The 15,691-nt window shown below is 34.5% G+C and carries 16 protein-coding genes; 14 read left to right on the top strand and 2 right to left on the bottom strand.

Going from position 1 to position 15,691, the window contains the following annotated elements:
* The 4 genes from AC0KSB_RS09850 to AC0KSB_RS09865 form a co-directional block, all read left to right on the top strand.
* Positions 1-261 (top strand): transposase (locus tag AC0KSB_RS09850; RefSeq protein ID WP_472308777.1); only part of this gene is annotated, 261 nt, incomplete at its 5' end.
* A 77-nt stretch (positions 262-338) separates the two neighbouring features.
* Entirely contained in the window at positions 339-656 is a 318-nt protein-coding gene (locus AC0KSB_RS09855; protein WP_472308779.1) for a hypothetical protein, read from the top strand.
* A gap of 89 nt (positions 657-745) precedes the next feature.
* Complete coding sequence (locus AC0KSB_RS09860) at positions 746-1,663, top strand: aldo/keto reductase (RefSeq protein ID WP_472308781.1); 918 nt, start codon at positions 746-748, stop codon at positions 1,661-1,663.
* 21 nt (positions 1,664-1,684) lie between these two features.
* On the top strand, positions 1,685-2,533 hold the full coding sequence (locus AC0KSB_RS09865) for an NAD-dependent epimerase/dehydratase family protein (protein ID WP_472308783.1): 849 nt from the start codon (positions 1,685-1,687) through the stop codon (positions 2,531-2,533).
* Here AC0KSB_RS09865 and purE read toward each other — a convergent pair.
* Together purE and purK are read right to left on the bottom strand one after the other, a co-directional pair.
* A complete protein-coding gene (gene purE / locus AC0KSB_RS09870; protein WP_472308785.1) occupies positions 2,530-3,054 on the bottom strand; it encodes a 5-(carboxyamino)imidazole ribonucleotide mutase in 525 nt (174 codons plus the stop codon). The genes AC0KSB_RS09865 and purE overlap by 4 nt on opposite strands.
* Positions 3,055-3,059: 5 nt before the next feature.
* Positions 3,060-4,229, bottom strand: coding sequence for a 5-(carboxyamino)imidazole ribonucleotide synthase (gene purK / locus AC0KSB_RS09875; RefSeq protein WP_472308787.1), 1,170 nt, complete (start codon positions 4,227-4,229; stop codon positions 3,060-3,062).
* A 240-nt stretch (positions 4,230-4,469) separates the two neighbouring features.
* Between purK and AC0KSB_RS09880 the strand changes: the two genes are divergently transcribed.
* The 10 genes from AC0KSB_RS09880 to AC0KSB_RS09925 all read left to right on the top strand — a co-directional run bounded on the left by AC0KSB_RS09880 (position 4,470) and on the right by AC0KSB_RS09925 (position 15,363).
* On the top strand, positions 4,470-5,381 hold the full coding sequence (locus AC0KSB_RS09880) for an AraC family transcriptional regulator (protein WP_472308789.1): 912 nt from the start codon (positions 4,470-4,472) through the stop codon (positions 5,379-5,381).
* Between the two features lie 16 nt (positions 5,382-5,397).
* On the top strand, positions 5,398-8,754 hold the full coding sequence (locus AC0KSB_RS09885; RefSeq protein WP_472308791.1) for a TrmO family methyltransferase domain-containing protein: 3,357 nt from the start codon (positions 5,398-5,400) through the stop codon (positions 8,752-8,754).
* A gap of 93 nt (positions 8,755-8,847) precedes the next feature.
* Complete coding sequence (locus tag AC0KSB_RS09890) at positions 8,848-9,588, top strand: formylglycine-generating enzyme family protein (protein ID WP_472308793.1); 741 nt, start codon at positions 8,848-8,850, stop codon at positions 9,586-9,588.
* Positions 9,589-9,631: 43 nt separating this feature from the next.
* Complete coding sequence (locus AC0KSB_RS09895; protein ID WP_472308795.1) at positions 9,632-10,774, top strand: hypothetical protein; 1,143 nt, start codon at positions 9,632-9,634, stop codon at positions 10,772-10,774.
* Positions 10,775-10,776: 2 nt separating this feature from the next.
* Positions 10,777-11,316 (top strand): flavodoxin domain-containing protein, encoded by a 540-nt coding sequence (locus AC0KSB_RS09900; protein WP_472308797.1) that lies wholly within the window; start codon positions 10,777-10,779, stop codon positions 11,314-11,316.
* Positions 11,317-11,345: 29 nt separating this feature from the next.
* On the top strand, positions 11,346-11,999 hold the full coding sequence (locus AC0KSB_RS09905) for an alpha/beta fold hydrolase (RefSeq protein WP_472308799.1): 654 nt from the start codon (positions 11,346-11,348) through the stop codon (positions 11,997-11,999).
* Positions 12,000-12,074: 75 nt separating this feature from the next.
* Positions 12,075-12,701 (top strand): GyrI-like domain-containing protein, encoded by a 627-nt coding sequence (locus tag AC0KSB_RS09910; RefSeq protein ID WP_472308801.1) that lies wholly within the window; start codon positions 12,075-12,077, stop codon positions 12,699-12,701.
* Positions 12,701-13,141 carry an MmcQ/YjbR family DNA-binding protein gene (locus AC0KSB_RS09915; RefSeq protein WP_472308807.1) on the top strand — a complete coding sequence of 147 codons (441 nt, stop codon included), beginning with the start codon at positions 12,701-12,703 and terminating at the stop codon, positions 13,139-13,141. The genes AC0KSB_RS09910 and AC0KSB_RS09915 overlap by 1 nt, the downstream gene beginning before the upstream one ends.
* Before the next feature lie 172 nt (positions 13,142-13,313).
* Positions 13,314-13,838 carry an RNA polymerase sigma factor gene (locus AC0KSB_RS09920; protein WP_472308803.1) on the top strand — a complete coding sequence of 175 codons (525 nt, stop codon included), beginning with the start codon at positions 13,314-13,316 and terminating at the stop codon, positions 13,836-13,838.
* A 16-nt stretch (positions 13,839-13,854) separates the two neighbouring features.
* On the top strand, positions 13,855-15,363 hold the full coding sequence (locus AC0KSB_RS09925; RefSeq protein WP_472308805.1) for a hypothetical protein: 1,509 nt from the start codon (positions 13,855-13,857) through the stop codon (positions 15,361-15,363).
* Positions 15,364-15,691: the final 328 nt, after the last annotated feature.

Below are 15,691 nucleotides of genomic sequence, written 5' to 3' on the forward strand. Positions count from 1 at the left end.
GAAGCCTATCGCAAACGACTGAGAACCAGTAACAGCATAGAACGACTCAACGAAGAGCTACGTCGTAGGGAACGCGTTATACGGATATTCCCCAATGATGACAGTCTTATCCGACTGATGGGAGCAGTTCTGATGGAGCACCATGAAAAATGGTTGACCGGCAAAAAGTATTTCATAATGGATCGCTACTTTGATGAGAGAGAAACAGCAAGAAAAGAAGCGTTAGCAGAACGAGCAGCATACCTGCATGTTGTCACCTGATTCATGCAGATACCGGAAGACAATTTACACCAACTTTTTGGACTTGACTTTGTCATAATCTTTTGTCAGCATTAGTATTGCAAATAAAAATAGAATTAGGATTAGATCAAGTAGGTGAGGCCTTATCACTTGTTCCTATAGTTGAACAAAAATACGATAATCACTATAAAAAATACTACTCAACTTTTGCTATTGTAAAAGATGTTCAGGTTTTTTATATTCCTTTCTTTCTTTATGGAACAATACTTGAATTTTGTCAGAAGAATAGTGATAAAACTCAGGCTGAAGTTTTTTACAAAAAAATTATTGATCATTATAATAGTCTGCCCAAGCGGTACAAAAGTTCGTACGATAATGTGATAGCCATTATGGAAGAAATGTACGATAGTATTTAAGTTGCATAAACTCATTATTTTAGGATTGTCTATTGACTTAAAGTTTACATTAAGGTTTAAGCTCTTTATAAAGACAGGAGGATTTTACCATGAAAACTATTAAACTAGGACAATCAAATTTAGAGGTTCCGGTTATTGCAGTCGGTTGTATGCGTATAAACGGTCTAAGCAAAACTGAGGCAGAACTTTTTGTGAAAACTGCTCTTGAAAACGGAGCATCATTTTTTGATCATGCGGATATTTATGGTGGTGGAGATTGTGAAGAGATATTTGCTAAAGCCATTCAAATGAATAACACTATACGTGAAAAAATAATTCTGCAGTCAAAATGCGGAATCAGAAAAGGTATGTTTGATTTTTCAAAAGATCATATTTTAGAGTCTGTAGACGGCATATTAAAACGCCTGAAAACGGATTATCTTGATGTGCTTCTTCTGCATCGTCCAGATGCATTAGTTGAACCTGATGAGGTTGCTGAGGCTTTTGACAAATTATATAACAGTGGCAAGGTTCGCAACTTTGGTGTATCTAATCAGAATCCTATGCAGATAGAATTACTAAAAAAGTCTCTGCATCAGCCGATTATAGCTAATCAGCTGCAGCTTAGTATTACCAATGCTAATATGATTTCTGCAGGAATGCATGTAAATATGCTTGATGAAACATCTGTTGATCGTGATGGCAGTGTGCTGGATTATTGTCGACTGAATGATATTACAATACAACCATGGTCGCCTTTCCAGCATGGTTTCTTTGAAGGTGTATTCTTGGACAATGATAATTTCCCTGAGTTGAATGCTAAAATCAATGAAATTGCCACCAAATATAATGTGACAAATACAACTATAGCAATGGCATGGCTTTTACGTCATCCGGCAAAAATGCAGCCTGTTACCGGAACTATGAATATTGAAAGATTAAAGGATTGCATAAAAGCAGCAGATATTTATCTGACACGTAAGGAATGGTATGAAATTCATCTTGCTGCAGGTAATACCTTGCCATAGAAAGAAGGAAGTGTAATCGATATGAAAAAAGTAGTAATAACAGGTGTAAGTGGACTATTGGGCCCGTGTGTAGTAGATCATTTTGTTGAGATGGGATATGACGTTTTAGGGGTGGACATAACAAAACCAAAAGAAAGTTCAGCAAGATTCATGACGGTTAATCTGATGAATGCAGGTGAATGCTATGGTGCCTTGGCCGGTGCGGATGCTGTGGTTCATCTTGCTGCTATTCCTGTAGCTTACAGTCATCCTAATGAAGTTACCTTTCAGAACAATGTAATGAGTACCTACAATATCTTAGAAGCTGCTGCCGGTCTTGGCATAAAAAAAGCGGTGATTGCCTCTAGTGAATCTTCTTATGGTATAGTCTTTTCCAAGCAGAATTTAGCGCCAAAATATATTCCAATTGATGAAGATCATCCGCAGCTGCCAGAAGAATGTTATGGACTGTCAAAAATAGTAGCTGAGGAAACAGCCAATATGATAAATCGCCGATGTGGTATGCAGGTTGTTTCTTTGCGCATTGGTAATGTCATTACACCAGAAATGTACAAAAATTTCCCTGCATTCATCAAGGATTCTTATCCGCGCCGCACAATTCTATGGAGTTATATTGACGCACGTGATATTGCTTCAGCATGCAGATTAGCAATTGAAGCAGATGGTCTTGGATCTGTTGCGCTCAATCTTGCTGCAGATGATACTAGTATGGATATAAAAAATGATGAGTTAATGAAGGCTGAATTCCCAGAAGTAACCGATATTCGTATGCCTCTTGATAATTATCAAACTTTATTAAGTAATGAAAAAGCAAAAAAACTTCTGAATTGGCAGCCTGTTCATTGTTGGCGGGATAATGTTAATTTTTAATCATTAGCCCAACTGTCTTTTAGCTCCTGTTCCAGATCATAAATGAGATTTTCTTTTATAGATTGAGAATTATCTCTTATTGTCTGATTTATTTCAGGATATTTTATACCTAAAATTCTGGCTGCTAAAAGAGCTGCGTTTTTTGCATTGTTTATTCCAACTGTAGCTACAGGAACGCCTCCTGGCATTTGGGCAATTGATAAGAGAGCATCAATTCCATCTAGTTCCTTTAGTTTTACAGGAACACCGATTACAGGAAGTGCTGTTAAAGATGCAACCATTCCTGGCAAATGTGCTGCACCGCCTGCACCGGCAATGATAATTTCTAATCCTCTTGCTTGTGCAGTGCTGGCATATTCAAACATTCTTTCCGGCGTTCTATGTGCTGATACGACTTTTATTTCATAACAAATATCTAATTCTTCCATTACTTTTGCTGCGTTTTTCATTATTCGCAAATCAGAATTACTGCCCATAATTATACCTACAACTGGTGTTTTTTTGCCTTCATTACTTTTCATAAATTTTACTCCTTGGTATGAATTGAGATTTTCTTTAATGCTTGTTCTGCCTTTTTATCTGCAAGTTCAACAGTTTTATCAAGTGCTGTTATATGTCCTATTTTTTTCAAATGATCTGATTCTGCTTTGCCATACAGATGCAGATAACAATCTGGTATGGCAAGAATGGAATCAAGTCCTCCTATATAGTAAGAACCAACTACATTTTGGCTGCCTAGTATATTATACATGGAACAAGGTGATTTTAATCTGGAAGATCCAAGAGGCAAGCCGCATACTATTCTTACAAGCTGTTCAAATTGAGACGATATGCAAGCCTCTATAGTATAATGACCAGAATTATGTGGTCTAGGAGCAATTTCATTTACAAGAATTTCAGAGGCTGAATCTATAAAATATTCAATACAAAATATTCCTGAATCATCTAATTCTTCAACTATTTTTTTGCTTGTTGTACGAATTCTTTCTTCTATACTATTTGTAATATTGGCCGGAACGATAGATTTTATAAGGATACTATCTGAATGTAAATTTTCAGCAACCGGGTAGTAGACTAGATCATCTTCATTCTTTGCAATTATAATTGAAACTTCTTTTACATAATCTATGTATTCTTCAGCAATTAAATCTTGTCCGCGGAATCGATTGTATGCTTTTTCTAATTCGTTAAAATGTTTGATGATGATATTTCCTTTGCCATCATAACCATCCGTACAGGTTTTTAAAATGATTTTTTGGTTAAATCTATCGAAAGCTTGTTTTAAATCTTCGATGTTTTTTACTAAACAAAAACCGGGAATATTCACACCTATTCGCTTTAACATACTTTTTTGAACATACTTATTTTGAATTATTTTTAACGTATTTGCTGAAGGTAAAACTAAATTGCCTTTTTTCTCAATAACACTAAGCAATTCCGCATCAATATGTTCGAATTCATATGTTATTACATCTGATTTTTTCGCTAATTCGTGTAAAGCATTTATATCGCTATACTCTGCAACTATCTGCTCGTCTGAAACCTGGGCTGCTGGAGCATTTGTTTTGGGATCTAAAACAACAACGTTAAAACCCATACGTTTGGCTTCAAACGCTATCATTCTACCTAATTGACCTCCTCCAACAATTCCTATTGTCAAAGAAGAATATCCTGTTTTTAATCTTTTAATACTCATTGTTTACCTTCCTGATTGCAAAAGTTTTAAATTAAAACAAGCCAATAACAGCCTTCTTTTACAGAATTTTTGTTATTGGCTTACTTTTGACTGGTTTTAAACCTTTCAAAAAGTCTTCCAGAGACTTGATTATTCTATTTTTACAGGGAGAAATTATATCATAATTTCTAAATCAATGTAATCCTGCTTACAATTGATTATAATTAAACTTAGTCGAAAAGAAAGCTGAGGAAGTCAAAAATGGACAAACAACTTATCAATGATTCAAGACAAAACTATATTGAGAAAATAAATATAGTTCAGGATTATATTGAAAAACATCTTGATCAAGAGATGAATGTCCAAGAACTTTCACAAATAGCTTCTTTTTCCCAATATCATTTTCAAAGAATTTTTAGAAATTTTACCAATGAGAGTTTATACGGCTTTATCAAAAGACTCAGGCTTGAAAAGGCTATTTTCCTGCTTAGAGGAAACAAATTATTAACAATACAGGATATTGCTTTGTCTGTAGGTTTTGCTAACCAGTCTTCTCTTGCCAAAGCTTTAAAAGAAAAGTATCAAATCAATGCTAGCCAGATTAGAAAGATGAGTGATTCTCAAATAAACCAAATGATTAATATAAATCGCACGAATGGAAAAGTATTAACGAATAATTCGGTGTATCATGAACCTATCGAACTTGCTATTCAGTTTTTTGAACCGTTGAAAGTACTATATACGAGATATATCGGTGCCTATAAAGGCGATTCTGAGTTGTTTTATAGGCTTTTTACCAAACTATACAGTTTTGCTGACAGAAAAAACTTGATAAATCAGGAAACAGAATGGTTTGTTGTTTATCATGATTATAGTGATTTGACAGAAGATGAAAAACTGAGATTAAGCGTATGTATGAATATTAAAGAACCGGTAAAAAGTCAGGGCGAGTTCGGTTGTATGGAAATAGCAGGCGGTAGATATGCTGTTGGCAGATTTTTTCTAGGGGCAGATGAATATCAGGGGGCTTGGAATTATATGATTTCAAAATGGCTGCCGGATAGCGGTTATATGCCCGATGACAGATTTTGCTTTGAGCATTTCCCTCTACAGGAAGAAACTGAAAATAACAGGCGGATTGTTGAGATATTCATACCTGTAATCCCCCTGTAAGAAAGGTGGATATCAGTTGAAAACAATTGAGTTTCAAAAAATTGGAGTCTATCAGATTGACTTGAAAACAGATCATATTTTCATTAAGATCGGTCAAAGTTTTAAAGCTGCATTGACAAAGCTGGATCAGTTTAGTCACTGTATTTTGTTTACAAAAGATCAAGGCCAAATTTATTGTTTTATTGCAAGGATATTAGAAATATCTGATAAAACAGGAGAATTGTCAATTAATATGGTAGAAAGTGCTTTTGCAAATGAATTACCGTTTCCAAATAAGAAACCCCCTATTACAGGTGAATTAGTTGATATTAAACCATATTTTCCTTGTGAAGAAAAAGTTGATAATTTTGATAAAAAAACAGTGACAGATAATCAGTATATAAAAGCCTTACAGTTTGAGGGCAAGCCGATCGGCAAATTCAAAAATACACATGCAGGTCAAATTATTAAGCTTGGACAATCTGATAGTGATGCTCAAGAAGATATTTCTAAAGCCGTTAGTCATTTTAAAGCAGGTTCTTTTTTGAGAATAATATGGTGGTTTGATCGTTTTGATGATAAGAAATATAGAGATCACTTAATGTGCAAACCTCCATATGAAAATGCTCCCAGATGTGGTGTGTTTGCAACACGATCCCCCGTTAGACCTAATCCTTTAGCGTCTACAATTGTCAAAGTTAAATCTTTAGATCAATATAATAATAGTGTTTCCATCTTAGGATTTGATGGTTTTGACAATTCAATAATTTTGCAGATTATGCCATATGAAGAAATCACCATAGATAAGGTGATAGTTCCTGAGTGGGTTCAGCACTGGACTGATTATAAAGTTTTTCATGACATTCCTGAAATGAATGAATATACCCATGAACATATTGATGGTGATTATAGTGAGTTTTATTTTGAAGAACTGGATAACAATGAGAATATAGAATCTGAAAAAATTGACTCCAATGAAATTATTGTAGAAGAAGCACATATTCATAATTTGAAAAATATTTCAGTTAAGATTCCAAAAGAAAAAATTACAGTAATAACTGGAGTTAGCGGAAGTGGAAAATCAAGTTTGGCATTTGATACCATATATCATGAAAGTCAGAAACAATTTATGGATTTGCTTTCTTCTAATATTTTTGCAGAGTCAGATTTGAAGGACTCGATGGTAAAAAAAATAACCGGACTTCAGCCAGCCATAGCAATTGAGCAAAAAAGTCTAGGACTAAATCCAAGATCTACAGTTGCATCTGTCACGAAGATAGGTGAATATATACGCCTTTTATTTTCAATTGCTGGGGAACGGATGTGTCCGCATTGCAAAAAAAATATTCCGGAAGATAATGTTTGCAAAGGCTGTGGAACTATATTTTTTACACTAGTGCCATCAATGTTTAACTATAATCACCCTGAATATATGTGTCCTGTTTGTAAAGGACTAGGCGAGGAAATGCAGGTGGATACAAACCTGATTGTACCTAATCCATCATTATCAATCCTTGATGGAGCATCTCCCTGGTGGGGTAATCTCAGAAAACATAGAGAAAAGCCAAATGCCAACTGGATGAAAGGTGAGGTGTTGGCTTTAGCTGACGATATGAAACAGGATTTAGAGGTTGCTTTTGTGGATTTGTCTGAAGATTTCAAACAACAGATTTTTTATGGAAGTAACGGAAAACCGGTAACATTAAATTATGAAAATCCAAATGGCAGGTCTGGTAAAATCACCAGACCAGTTGAAGGTGTTGTCAATATATTACAAAGGCTTATGCATGATAATGGTTCATCTAAATCCATAGAACATATTGATCGTTTTATTGTAAATAAAAAATGCAGCAGGTGTCATGGTGAAAGATTGCTTGAGGAAGGCAGGATGGTGAAATTAGGAGGAACAAGGTATCCAGAAGTCACTAATATGAGTATCCGCACTTTGAAAAGTTGGTGTCATTCTGTTTATGGTAACATGAATTCTCTTAATAGAGAAAAATGCAAAGATATTCTGAAAAAAGTAATAGTAAAACTGAAGAAATTGGAGCAAGTTGGACTAGGATATATAAATCTCGATAGAAGTATTCCAACATTGTCGGGAGGAGAGGCTCAGAGATTGAAACTGGCTAACCAGTTTGGTTCTGGTCTTTCTAATATTTTATATATTATGGACGAGCCATCTAAAGGTTTGCATCCAAGGGATTTTCGGTTTTTGATTGAAGCAATTCAAGATTTAAAGAAATTAAAAAATACAGTTATTATTGTTGAACATAAGAATGAACTAATTCAAACAGCAGATTATATGATAGAGATAGGTCCTGGTGCAGGTCATTATGGTGGTGAAATAATTAAATCAGGTAATCCGGATCAAAAAAACAACAAAGATAAAACAACTATCTCTGACAATTATCAGTATAAAATCAAAGAAAATATTGTAGAAGAACCTAAGTTAACAATCGAAGGTGTTAAAACAAATAATCTCAAAAATATAAAAGTAAATATCCCTCTTGCTAAATTTACTTGTGTCGCTGGTGTTAGTGGTTCAGGTAAAAGCAGCTTGGTTGCAAAAACCCTATATCCAGCAATTTTAAGAGAACTTGGTAAAAAAACAGATATTTCAGGGAAGTACAGCAGTCTAACAGGGGCAGAAAAAGTTTCAGAAATTTATTATGTAAGTCAAAACGCAATTGGTAGGAATTCAAGGTCTACTCCTGGAACTTATACCGGTGTATTCGACTTAATAAGAACATATTATTCAGATATAAGCAAAAACCAAAAGAAAAAGTTTTCAAAAGAACATTTCAGTTTTAATAGCGCTAAAGGACAATGTGATTATTGCAAGGGAGCAGGTGAGATCTCCGTACCAATGCACTTTATGCCAGATATATATGTAACTTGTGAAAAATGCAAAGGCAAAAGATATAAAGATGAAATATTGCAGATAAAATATGACGGATACTCTATAGCAGACTTGCTTGATTTAGAAATTGGCGAAGTGAAAAACACATTTATAAATGAAGAAAAAATTTATCAAATGCTCGACATGTTGTGTAAAGTTGGGCTTTCATATATTAAATTAGGACAAAGCGCAGTCACTTTGTCTGGTGGTGAGGCTCAAAGAATTAAGCTGGCAAAAGAACTTTGTGATAGCAAAACAGCAGGCGCCGTCTACATTATGGATGAACCAACTTCAGGGCTTCACAGTAATGATGTAGATAAATTATGCTATATTATCAGTGAACTTGTCTCGAAAGGCGCTACAGTTATTGTTATTGAGCATAATCCTCAGATTATTAGCCAAGCAGATTATATTATAGAATTAGGCCCCGAAGGCGGGGACAAAGGAGGATATATTTTACAAGAAGGCTGGTTGGAAAAGCCATATTCTTAGCCTTATTATATAACAATAGAAGAAGCTATAGTGGTAAAATAGTAATCAACAATATAATAACTCTAAAACAAAAATATAATCAGGTGTTTATATATGATTCAAAAAACATGTACTTATCTTGATAAACTAATGGTGCCTATCCCTGCCGGGACAGAACAATTAAGAGAATATCGAGATGAAATAAAATGGATTAGCTCGAATTCTAAAATGAGTATGCCGGGATCAAAAGGGAATTTGTTAGAAATAAAAAGAGATGTATCTATACAACCTTTTTTTATTGCAAAATATGCGGTGACAAAAAGCCTGTATTATGAGATAACTCAAAAAGAATCACTAAACGCTGATCTGCCTTCTGTTCCGATGGTAAATGTATCTTGGAATGATGCCATTTCTTTTTGCAACATTCTTTCCCGAAAATGTGGTTTGGAAGAATGCTATATTTTTGAGCAGAACAATGAAATTTTTTGTGATTGGCATGCCAATGGATATAGATTGCCAACAGAATCTGAGTGGCAATATGCCTGCAAAGCTCAATCATCCGGGTATAGATACGGGGATCTTGATAATATTGCCTGGTATGTTGAAAATTCAAATGGTAAAATTCATGAAGTAGGAGAAAAAAAACCAAACAGCTGGGGAATATATGATATGCTGGGCAACACATGGGAATGGTGCTGGGACTTGTATGATGAAAAAACATATGGCTCGTATCGTGTTTTTCGCGGTGGCAGCTGGGCTGAATCTGCTAGAGGTTGTGGTTCCACTTGCCGTAGGCGCGGACATCCCTCTTTTTGTATTGATGATCTTGGATTCCGTTTAGCAAAATCTATCTAAACAAGCAAAGACAATTGTCTGGCGGTAAAAACAAAGGAGATATATGGCTACAGAAGATTTGTTTTTTGACGAAGCTTTACCTCCATGGAGAGTTATTTTCAAAGGTGATTTTTTAAGTTTACATGGGCGAGGCAAACCAGGTCAAGAAAAACTAGTTATGAAAGCTTTTGATATGGCTGGTGAGCGATGGCTTATAGCTGCCGTTTATTTTTGTGGTTCTGGTCTGGTTGTAGATTTCTGCAAACTAATTGAACCTGAGAACTTAAGGAATTTCATGACTAAATGGCATTTAACACCTGATAATAATGACACAGAGTTAAATCTCAGCGAAAAAGATAGTATGAAAATGATAGCTGAGAATCCATATACAAGCGAAATTAGAGCAGAGGTAAAGGTTAATGGCAGAATTCTGGAGTCTTCACACGGCTTTGGAGAATCATGGAACCCTTTTCTTAATACTAATTTTTTATTACCTGCAAAAGCAGTGCTTGCCCATTATAAGCTTGATGCAGATAAAGGGTGGCTGTTTTGGCGACAGGCATATCATTGGGCAGGCAGCGGTAAACCCCGTGTTAAAGATATTGAATTTAGTCTTTCTCTGGAACCAGTTGAGATAGCTGGACCTCACCTTTATAAGTTAGAGACAGGTGTGGAAATGCCATTTATACATCCAATCACTGGTAAAAAGCATTGTCTTAACATAGTTGAATCTTTAGAAGAAGAACTAACCGAGCAGGACTTCAATATTGATGATTGGGAATTCCCACGTTTTTATTCGCAGATAACATATACTATCACTCCTGACCTGCCAGACAATACTTATTCTCTACGTGATATTTCACAAGGAGACGCCCCACGTATTAGTTCAAATATTCTAAATGATTGTGAACCAGAAGTTTCTGGAGCAGCTTCTCTTGCTATCATTGGCAGTGCTGATGGTCCTACTACTATATTTTGGACGAAAAATAATATCGACACAGATACCGATAATGACCCTATACCTAAAACAGATACCGACTATGTTACTGATACTATCAAAAATAATTCCAGTGAAAGATCAAACGAATTGTTGCACCACAAGGCTTGTTCTTCTTTATATTTTTATCCTCCAAAAGTATCGCAATGGCAGCTAATATTCTGGTATAGTTATCAAGAGGAAAGTGTAAATATAAAATGGAAGGTGTAAACATGAAATCAACATTATTGATTTATACTTCAAAGACAGGATTTACCAAAAAGTATGCAGAGTGGATATCTGAATCAGTTAACTGTCAGACCATTTCTCTTGATAAAATAAATAACATTGAAATCAAAAATTATAGCATTATTATTTATGGGGCAGGAATCAGAGCTGGACGAATTCAGGAACTTGCGAAATTCAAAAATAAATTTTTGTACAACAAAGAAGCCGAGCAAAAGTTAATAGTCTTTGCTACTGGGGGAGCTCCTGACAATAAAAATATTGTTGCAAAAATAATGGAAAACAATTTTTCAGAAGATGAGCTAAAAAGAGTTAGTTTTTTCTATTTCCAAAGCGGCTTGAATTATCATAAAATGCCAATATCAGGTAGAATAATGATGAATATATATAAATTTTTTCTTAGATTTAAGAAAAACAAATCCGCTACAGAAAATGGAACCAGTAAAACTATTTCTAAATCATATGATTATTCAAATATTGAAAGAATAAAACCTTTAATTGATTATTTAAGCAGTTTGAATATTTAACAGGATAAATTTGGTGAGGATAGAGAAATATGTTTTTTGAAAATTCCAGAATTAAACTTTTTTATCAAAAAACCGGCAGTGGTAAACCTCTTATAATGCTGCATGGCAATGGCGAGACCCATGCCATTTTTTCGAAAGCTGTAGCTGAATTGGAAAACAGATTTACTGTCTATGCAATAGATTCCAGGGGTCATGGTAAGAGCTCAACGGTCTCTGAATATCATTATGAAGATATGGTGCAGGATATTTATGATTTCATTTGTACATTAGAAATTGAAAAACCTGTTTTGTATGGATTTAGTGATGGTGGAATAGTTGCTCTTTTAACTGCTATAAAATATCCTGATCTTTTATCTTGCATTGTTGTAAGTGGAGTTAATTCTGATCCGTCAGGGTTGAAAAACTATTGGCTTAATATTTTTCGTGTACTCTACTTTTTTACCAGATCTACTAAATTAAAGATGTTATTGGAAGAACCTGATATAACGGGAAAAATGCTGCAGACAATTGATATTCCTGTATATATAACTGCTGGCAGTAAGGATATGATCAAACAGGATCATTTGGAGTATATTGCTGATAATATTAAACATAGTCAATTAAAAATATTTGCAGATGAATCTCATGGCAGTTATATTATAAATAACAAAAAAATTGCCGAATATATCTTAGACATTTTTTAATAGGTCATAGCTCGATAATCATTGCTTTATCTTTAGCAATAGTCAAACTAGCTGTAAAGCTGTAGGAGAATAAAAATGGCATTTGATTTTAAGAAAGAATACAAAGAGTTTTATATGCCAAAAAACAAGCCGGAAATTATCACAGTACCACCTATGAATTATATTGCAGTGCGTGGCAAGGGTGATCCTAATGATAAGGATGGAGCCTATCAAAAGGCTATTAATGTGCTTTATTCAGTTGCTTATACTATAAAGATGAGTTATAAAAGTAGTTACCGTATTGAAGATTTTTTTGAATATGTTGTGCCGCCTTTGGAAGGTTTCTGGTGGCAAAATGATATACAAGGGGTGGACTACACAAATAAAGCCTCCTTTGAATGGATTTCTGTTATTCGTTTGCCCGACTTTGTTAGAAAAAAAGATTTTGACTGGGCTGTTCAAGAGGCGACTAATAAAAAACAATTGGATTGTTCTTGTGCAGAATTCTTAAGTATTGATGAGGGACTATGTGTTCAGATAATGCATATTGGTCCTTTTGATGAAGAACCAGCTACGGTTGCATTAATGAATGAATTTCTGAAGGCAAAGGGTTATAAAAATGATCTGAACGAAAATAGACACCATCATGAAATCTATCTGTCAGATGTTCGTAAAGTTGATCCTGTAAAATATAAAACCGTTATCAGGCATCCGATAAAATGATGAAAGTATTAGTTAGCGCTTGCCTTACCGGATGTAATTGCAAATATAATGGGGGAAATATCAAAAACGGAGGAAGATCGATGAAATATGAATGGCTTGACGAATATTGTCTTTCTAAAAAAGGTGTTGAAAAAGATTATAAACCAGAGTGGAATGCTACAAGGTATGTGATAAAAAACAAAATGTTTGTCCTTCAAGGTGGAGACAAGGAAGGAAAACCTATTATAACTGTTAAATTAGAGCCCGCTCATGGAGAATTTTTAAGACAACAATTCAAGGATATTATGCCGGGATATTATATGAATAAGGAGCATTGGAATTCCATATATACTGATGGTGATGTGCCTGATGAGATTGTAAGAGACATGCTTGATAAATCTTATAACCTAATATTGGCTTCTCTTAGCAAAAAAATTCAGAAAGAAATTCTGGAGGACTAAGTGTCAGACAAAGAAAGTTAAAAAGGTTGAAAACGTTGTGTTTTCAACCTTTTTTTAAGAGTTTTCTAAAAATCCTGGTCTGACACTTACTTAAAATTTTTTTCTAGTTGTCCGAAAACGGCTTTTTCAAACGCTATATAAGTATAAGTAATTTATGGAGGTGAAAATTCTGGTGCAAGACATACAAGTTAATAAAGCTTGCGATAAGGCAATCCTTGAATTATCTAATGGTAATAAAGATGCACTTTCCATAATTTACGATAATATGTCAAGAATGATTTTTTCGGTAGCTTATGTAATCACAGGACAATACCAGGATGCTGAAGATGTTTTACAAAATACAATGATTGAAATAACAAAATATGCACACAAATATCAAAGCGGAAGTAATGCAAAAGCATGGATATTAACAATGGTACGTCATTGTTCTATTGATATTATCCGCAAAAGAAAACCAACAATATCTATCGATGACACTACAGTGATAAATATCCCTGACAGCAATATAGACTTGTCACAACTTGAAGTGCTGGATATGCTGAATGTCCTTGAAGATAATGAAAAGCAGATTCTCGTATTACGTCTATATGTAAACATGCCGTACAAGGAAATTGCCAAAATTATGAAAATCAGTATTCCGTCCGCACAGAAAAAATATCAGAGAATACTAAAAAAACTTAAAAGCTACGATTTATGATTAGGTGGTGTTAATAATGAACGAAAAAGAAATATCAGATGTTCTAAAACAACTTGATACGATACCCGTTCCTGACAAAGAAAAAATTTTATCAAATTGTCCGATTCCAAGCAAAAAAAATGCAACCAAAAACTTAAAAATAAAACACATGATCGCTGCATGTATAGCTGTTTTTTGTCTTATTTCAGCTTTTTCTGTTTATGTAATAGCAGAGGAAAATAAAGAGTATAACGAAGCGTTGGTTTTCTTCCGTGAATATGATTTAGAAACTGCCGGTCTTTCAAGAAATGATATAAAGAAGGTTTACAGAGATATTTCCACTAAAAAATTTATTTATGGAAAAACAGTTGAAGTTATCGAAAATAGCATTCGTAAAGATACTATTTATGGTTATGAACTCTTTCAGGAATCACCTTCGCAAGAGGATATTGAAAATCTTTGGAATTATAGAAACAGCATTGTGCAAAACAAAAATGATAGTCTGTTTGCTGAAAAGGAAAGCATATTCTACAAATTTCATTCTGAATATAAGTTTGATAGTAATCTAGGTTTTGATATTCATGACAAAAGTCTTTTGGAAAAATATACTGATGGAGAAAAAGTATGGAGCGTGGACTTTAGTGATTTCTGGATTGAAGATTATGTTGCAATAAATGATTCTGTTATTGTGTACGGTCAGACACCAACATGGTCAAGCACACAATCTGACTATGCCTGGATAGCAATGATTGATAAAGACGGAAAAATTCTATGGGAAAAGATGTTGCAAAATGGTTTTGAAAGTGAATATATAGGTGCGATAGTCCCGATCGATAATACAATAGCCGTGTTCAGCAGAGGTGATTTAGAGTACCTGTGTTTAAACGTTTTTAATCTGAATGGGGAAGTAGTTAATTTTGAAAAAAACAAGGTTGGAAACTACGGTATTTGGAATGCAGCAAAACTTAGAGATGGTTATATAGTTCAGCTTGGTAGTTACAATACAAGTGAACATGCCAGAGTTTTTAAGTTAAATAGTAAAGGCTTGATTACAGATTCTTTTTCCTATGAATCGGAAAATAGCAGTTATTATATTACAGATATGATTGAATACAATGATAAAATCTATTTGAGCGCTTATTATGTTCCTGATCAAAACAAAGACGAGTATGATTCTGTGAGAATCGATGATATTGCCCCTGTGCTTAACTACATTTTTGATAATGATCTTATGGATATAAAAAGCGAAGAACTTACAAAACTGGTAAGAGATAATTTCACAGCAATACTCCTAATATGTGATACGAATACCGGAGAGTTGCAGGAATTCTATTCCGTACAGGGTTCTCTTGGCGGCAAGCTCTCCCGCAATGAGAGGGAAGAATTGCTTTGGAATGTAGAAAGTATAACTGATACATTGTTATCTCCTTATACAAGTTCTTTCACCATCAGTGGTTCCAGTTATATCTACAAGTATACATTTAACGATAATGGTGTATTGTTAAGCCAGGAAAAAACTGGTGAAATCTCAGATTTTCGTAGATAATTTTAACCTGTAATCGGCAGGTAGCCGTCAAATAGGGCTCGGGTTAAGTGTTTCTCAGCCAAATCTGAGAAAAACCATTCGAGCGATGAACCTTGACAATTGAATAGTGGTGAAAACATTAATAGATCAGAAAAATGGCTGTTTCCTGGCTCCTGATGTTGAAAGAAAGGAATCAGAAACAAGCCGCAGTCGCGGTTGAGCAGTGCATTTCTAGTTAGGCGATATCATCAAACTGGAATCAAACTAAACTGTTGCAATCGGTCGATGACCGCACGGATCAACCATTCAATCTTCCAGTCCTTAGCATAACGAAGATGGCGATAGCGTC

Source organism: Ercella succinigenes (assembly GCF_900002895.1).

What these genes read in the sequence shown, in the direction of transcription:
- AC0KSB_RS09860 (WP_472308781.1), top strand. Translation starts at nt 746, where the DNA reads ATGAAAACTATTAAACTAGGACAATCAAATTTAGAGGTTCCGGTTATT.
- AC0KSB_RS09865 (WP_472308783.1), top strand. Translation starts at nt 1,685, where the DNA reads ATGAAAAAAGTAGTAATAACAGGTGTAAGTGGACTATTGGGCCCGTGT.
- purE (WP_472308785.1), bottom strand. Translation starts at nt 3,054, where the DNA reads ATGAAAAGTAATGAAGGCAAAAAAACACCAGTTGTAGGTATAATTATG.
- purK (WP_472308787.1), bottom strand. Translation starts at nt 4,229, where the DNA reads ATGAGTATTAAAAGATTAAAAACAGGATATTCTTCTTTGACAATAGGA.
- AC0KSB_RS09880 (WP_472308789.1), top strand. Translation starts at nt 4,470, where the DNA reads ATGGACAAACAACTTATCAATGATTCAAGACAAAACTATATTGAGAAA.
- AC0KSB_RS09890 (WP_472308793.1), top strand. Translation starts at nt 8,848, where the DNA reads ATGATTCAAAAAACATGTACTTATCTTGATAAACTAATGGTGCCTATC.
- AC0KSB_RS09895 (WP_472308795.1), top strand. Translation starts at nt 9,632, where the DNA reads ATGGCTACAGAAGATTTGTTTTTTGACGAAGCTTTACCTCCATGGAGA.
- AC0KSB_RS09900 (WP_472308797.1), top strand. Translation starts at nt 10,777, where the DNA reads ATGAAATCAACATTATTGATTTATACTTCAAAGACAGGATTTACCAAA.
- AC0KSB_RS09905 (WP_472308799.1), top strand. Translation starts at nt 11,346, where the DNA reads ATGTTTTTTGAAAATTCCAGAATTAAACTTTTTTATCAAAAAACCGGC.
- AC0KSB_RS09910 (WP_472308801.1), top strand. Translation starts at nt 12,075, where the DNA reads ATGGCATTTGATTTTAAGAAAGAATACAAAGAGTTTTATATGCCAAAA.
- AC0KSB_RS09915 (WP_472308807.1), top strand. Translation starts at nt 12,701, where the DNA reads ATGAAAGTATTAGTTAGCGCTTGCCTTACCGGATGTAATTGCAAATAT.
- AC0KSB_RS09925 (WP_472308805.1), top strand. Translation starts at nt 13,855, where the DNA reads ATGAACGAAAAAGAAATATCAGATGTTCTAAAACAACTTGATACGATA.